The following is a 4,346-nucleotide window of genomic DNA, read 5'->3' on the forward strand; positions in this document are numbered from 1 at the left end:
TGCCCGACCCGTAAATGGTAACGCTAGTTAAGAAGCCTACTCGTAGTCGTTCGTCGCCTCGACGAAGCTCTTGAGCATCTCCTCGCTGTCCTTGCGGCCACGAGCGAGCTCGGCCGCAGCGACGACGGGCACCCAATACATGATCTTCTGCTTGGGCATATCCGCCTTCTCGGAGTACAGATCGAGGTAAAGCTCGGCCTGCTTGGCGTGATACATCTTGAAGAGGATGTAGGTCATCGCCGCATCGGCCTCGGGAAGGCCGCGGGTGACGTGAGCCCAGTCGCAGACGTAGGTCTGGCCATCATCGCCGAGGATGACGTTGGAGGGGTTGAAGTCGCCGTGGCAGATGAACTTGTGGCCGGACATGCGGTCGGCGCGCATCTCGAGCTCGTAGCGAGCGGTCGGGTCGATGTCCTTGTCCTTGTCGATCATCTGCTTGAACTTGGCGCGCTGGGAGTTCAGGAGGATCGGGGCCTTGGTGTCCTGGACCTCGACCTGAAGCTCAACGAACTTCTCGATGAGGGCGCGCATCTCGGCGTCGCTCTTGGCCTCGTCCATCTTCTTGCGAAGCGTGGTGCCGGGGACGTACTCGGTCGAGAGCGCCCAGCCGCCGTCGGCGGTCTGGGAGACCTCGAGGACCTTGGGGACGCGGACGCCGGCCTCGGCGACGCGGGCAAGGTTCACGGCCTCGTTGAAGACGTCGGAAGCCGCCTTGGAGGGCTTGAAGGCCTTGACGATGCGGTTACCGTCCTGGTACACGACCTTCTCGTTGCGCTCGACGAGCACAATCTTCTTGTCGGAGAGTTCCATTTGATACTGCCTCCTTGCATTGATGCCATGCCGAACGTGCTATGAAACATTCTAAGAACGCAGTGCTGGAAACAAGGCCAGGGGCGGGCAAGCGGCCTGCCCCTGGCCATGAGCGGTACTAGTCCTCGTAGGAGCTGGGCTCGCGGCCGTAGTAGGCGTCGAGGTAGAGGCTCTTGATCTCGGAGATCAGCGGGTAGCGCGGGTTGGCGCCGGTGCACTGGTCGTTGAAGGCGTTCTCGGACATCTCGTCGAGGGTGTCGAGGAAGTACTGCTCGTCGACGCCGAACTCGGCGATGGTGTGCTTGACGCCCACGTGATCGAAGAGCTCCTGGATCTTGACGAGGAACTTCTCGAAGACGTCCTTGTCGTCGGTGCCGGTGACGCCGCAGAAGCGGGCGGCCTCGGCGTAGCGGTGCAGGGTCTTCGGGTGATCGTACTGCGGGAAGGTGCCCATCTTCGCCGGGCGCTCAGCCGCGTTGTAGCGAAGGACGCGGGTGAGGATGACGGCGTTGGCCCAGCCGTGCGGGATATGGTGGTAAGCGCCGAGCTTGTGGGCCATGGAGTGGTTGACGCCCAGGAAGGCGTTAGCGAAGGCGAGGCCGCCCAGGCAGGAGGCGTTGGCCATGTGGTCGCGGGCCTCGACGTCGTTGGGGTTGTCATAGGCGCGGGGCAGGTACTCGAAGACAAGCTTCATGCCGCGCAGCGCCAGGCCGTCGGTGTAGTCGGAGGCCATGACGGAGGCGTAGGCCTCGAGGCAGTGGGTCAGGACATCGACGCCGGAGGCGGAGGTCAGGCCCTTGGGCTGGGTCATCATGTTGTCGGTGTCGACGATGGCCATGTTCGGCATGAGCTCGTAGTCCGTGATGGGCCACTTGGTACCGGTGTTCGCATCGGTGATGATGGAGAACGGGGTGACCTCGGAACCGGTGCCGGAGGACGTCGGGATGGCGACGAAGAACGCCTTCTTGCCCATCTTGGGGAAGGTGTAGACGCGCTTACGGATGTCCATGAAGTCCATGGACATATCCTCGAACTTCTCCTCGGGGTTCTCGTACATGGACCACATGATCTTGCCGGCGTCCATCGCGGAGCCGCCGCCGATGGCGATGATGCAGTCGGGGTTGAAGGCGCGGAGCTGCTCGAGGCCCTTCAGGCAGTCCTGCAGCTTCGGGTCAGGCGAGATGGACCAGAAGGAGGTGTGGACGATGCCCTGCTCGTCGAGCGACTTCTCGATCTTCTTGGTGAAGCCGGAGGTGTAGAGGAAGGAATCGGTGACGATGAAGGCGCGCTTCTTGCCGTAGACCTCGCCGAGCTCGCGCAGGGCGACGGGCATGCAGCCCTTCTTGAAGAAGATCTTCTCCGGGGTACGGAACCAAAGCATGTTCTCACGCCTCTCCGCGACGGACTTGTAGTTGAGGAGGTGCTGCGGGCCGACGTTGCCCGAGACGGAGTTGCCGCCCCAAGAGCCGCAGCCGAGCGTGAGGGAGGGCGCCATCTTGAAGTTGTAGAGGTCGCCGATGCCGCCCTGGGAGGACGGGGTGTTGATCAGCACACGGCAGGTCTTCATGGCCTCGTAGTGCTTCTCGATCTTCTCCTTCTCGTTGACGTCGACGTAGAGGGAGGAGGTGTGGCCGTAGCCGCCGTCAGCGACCAGGCGCTCGGCCTTGGCGAGGGCCTCGTCGAAGGTCTTGGCCTTGTACATGCCGAGGACCGGCGAGAGCTTCTCGTGCGCCATGGCCTCGGAGGGCTCGACGGAGGTGGCCTCGCCGATCAGGATCTTGGTCGACTTCGGGACCTCGACGCCGGCGATCTTGGCGATCGTGTAGGCGGACTGGCCGACGATCTTGGCGTTGACGGAGCCGTTGATGATGACGGTGGAGCGGACCTTGTCGAGCTCCTCGCCCTTCAGGAAGTAGCAGCCGCGGGCCTTGAACTCGGCCTTGACCGCGTCGTAGATGTCGGCGAGGACGGTCACGGACTGCTCGGAGGCGCAGATCATGCCGTTGTCGAAGGTCTTGGAGTGGATGATCGAGTTGACGGCGAGCTTGATGTCCGCGGTCGAGTCGATGATGACCGGGGTGTTGCCGGGGCCGACGCCCAGAGCCGGGGTGCCGGAGGAGTACGCGGCGTTGACCATGCCCGGGCCACCGGTGGCCAGGATGATGTCGGCATCGCGCATGAGCTCGTTGGTGAGCTCGAGGGACGGCGTGGCGATCCAGTCGATGATGCCCTTGGGGGCGCCTGCGGCCTCGGCGGCCTCGCGCACGATGCGGGCGGCCTCGGCGGTGCAGGCCTTGGCGCGCGGGTGCGGCGAGATCAGGATGGCGTTGCGGGTCTTCAGCGCGATGAGGCACTTGAAGATAGCGGTCGAGGTGGGGTTGGTGGTCGGGATGACGGCGGCCACGATGCCCATGGGCTCGGCGACCTTCTTGTAGCCGAACGCCGGGTCGTCCTCAACGACGCCGCAGGTCTTCATGTCCTTGTACTTGTTGTAAATGTACTCGGCGGCGTAGTGGTTCTTGATGACCTTGTCCTCGACGACGCCCATGCCGGTCTCCTCCACGGCCATCTTGGCCAGGGGGATACGGGCCTTGTTCGCGGCCATGGCGGCCTCGTAGAAGATCTTGTCCACCTGCTCCTGGGTGAACTTGGCGTACTCGGCCTGCGCGGCGCGCATCTGCTTCAAGCGCTCCTGCAGCGCCTCGACGCTGTCGATGACGGTAACAGTCTTCTTTGCCATGCTTCCTCCATTTTTCCTTTGGCCGTCGGGGGAATCCCGACGGTCGACAGAAGACGATGGGACGGGCAGTGCGGCGAAAATCCCAAATTCGCCATTTTTGATTATACGCAAGGGCCGGGGCTAGGCCCAGTCAGCACAAGGCTGGGCCCAAGATTTGGTGCTGGAGCACAAATCGAGCCGACTACCTGCGAAAACCACGGGTAAAGCTAGGAGAGCACGCTCAAGGCCCAATCAAGGTCGTCGGTGGTCTTGAGCTTCTCGAGGATCTCCTCGTCCTCGAGGATGCGGCAGATGTTCGCCAGGATCTCGAGGTGCTCCTCGCCCTTGCCGGCGATACCGAAGACGAGCTGAGCCTTCTCGCCGTCGAAGTCAACGCCGTCAGGGTACTGCTGCAGGACGAAACCGGTGTTCTCGACGGCGTCCTTGGCCTCGTTGGTGCCGTGCGGGATCGCGATGCCCATGCCGATGTAGACGCTCGTGAGCTTGTCGCGCTCGACCATGGCGTCGACGTAGGGGTCCTTGACGTAGCCGCGCTTGACGAGCAGCGCGCCGGAGTCGCGGATGGCCTGCTCGCGGCCCACGCTCTTGCAGCCGAGTTGGATGTCGGCGGCGCTGATGGAGAGCTTGGGCTTGTCCGGGTCGGCGGCGGGGGCGAGCTTGGCGCTCGGGGCGTTGCCGGCGGGGACGGCGGAGTTCTTCATAGAGTTGAGGGACTCGTAGAGGACGTCGAGGGCGGGGTCGTCCAGGAAGTTGTCGATCTCGACGATCTGAGCCTGCGGGGCGCTCTTGCGGGCGC

3 protein-coding genes are annotated in these 4,346 nt (G+C 63.5%); all 3 read right to left on the bottom strand.

The window, feature by feature from the left end; all coding sequences use genetic code 11:
- Positions 1–36: 36 nt before the first annotated feature.
- A complete protein-coding gene (locus ACT84W_RS05275) occupies positions 37–810 on the bottom strand; it encodes a phosphotransferase family protein (RefSeq protein ID WP_444328450.1) in 774 nt (257 codons plus the stop codon).
- Between the two features lie 118 nt (positions 811–928).
- A complete protein-coding gene (gene adhE / locus ACT84W_RS05280) occupies positions 929–3,550 on the bottom strand; it encodes a bifunctional acetaldehyde-CoA/alcohol dehydrogenase (protein ID WP_432290493.1) in 2,622 nt (873 codons plus the stop codon).
- Between the two features lie 206 nt (positions 3,551–3,756).
- Positions 3,757–4,346: PTS sugar transporter subunit IIA (locus ACT84W_RS05285; RefSeq protein WP_444328451.1), on the bottom strand; the 590-nt coding region annotated here is incomplete at its 5' end.

Origin of the sequence: Paratractidigestivibacter sp., assembly GCF_052362415.1 — a bacterium.
Lineage (GTDB): Bacteria > Actinomycetota > Coriobacteriia > Coriobacteriales > Atopobiaceae > Paratractidigestivibacter.